We start from the raw sequence: 321 nt of genomic DNA, 5'->3' as shown, positions 1-321 counted from the left end.
GCCAGCTCTATGTTGCGGCCGACGCGGTTGAACAGATGGACACCGTGCTGCTCTTCCAGCGCGCGAATGGCCGCCGACGCGGCCGACTGGGATATGCCGAGAAGCTCTGCTGCCTTGGTCATGTGGCCGCGCTCTGCGACGGCGACGAAAATGCGCAACTGGTCCAGGGTCATGCCTGCATTAAGAACCAATATCGATCGAATTTACAAGAACAACTGATTAGACGGATCGATAGCTTTATTCTACTTTTTTAGCCGAAGTTAGAAAAAATTGGCCTGCAGGTCGCAGAGAATAAAATGATCGGGCGGTTCAGATCCCTGC

1 protein-coding gene is annotated in these 321 nt (G+C 53.6%); it reads right to left on the bottom strand.

The features are described 5' to 3' along the window. Window positions 1–173 (bottom strand): LysR family transcriptional regulator (locus EN852_RS37915; RefSeq protein WP_135879843.1); only part of this gene is annotated, 173 nt, incomplete at its 3' end. Window positions 174–321 lie beyond the last annotated feature (148 nt).

Source organism: Mesorhizobium sp. M2E.F.Ca.ET.209.01.1.1 (genome assembly GCF_004010375.2).
Classification (GTDB): Bacteria; Pseudomonadota; Alphaproteobacteria; order Rhizobiales; family Rhizobiaceae; genus Mesorhizobium.
Note: the sequence above shows the minus strand (reverse complement) of the source record. Positions and strands in the feature narration are given on the sequence as shown.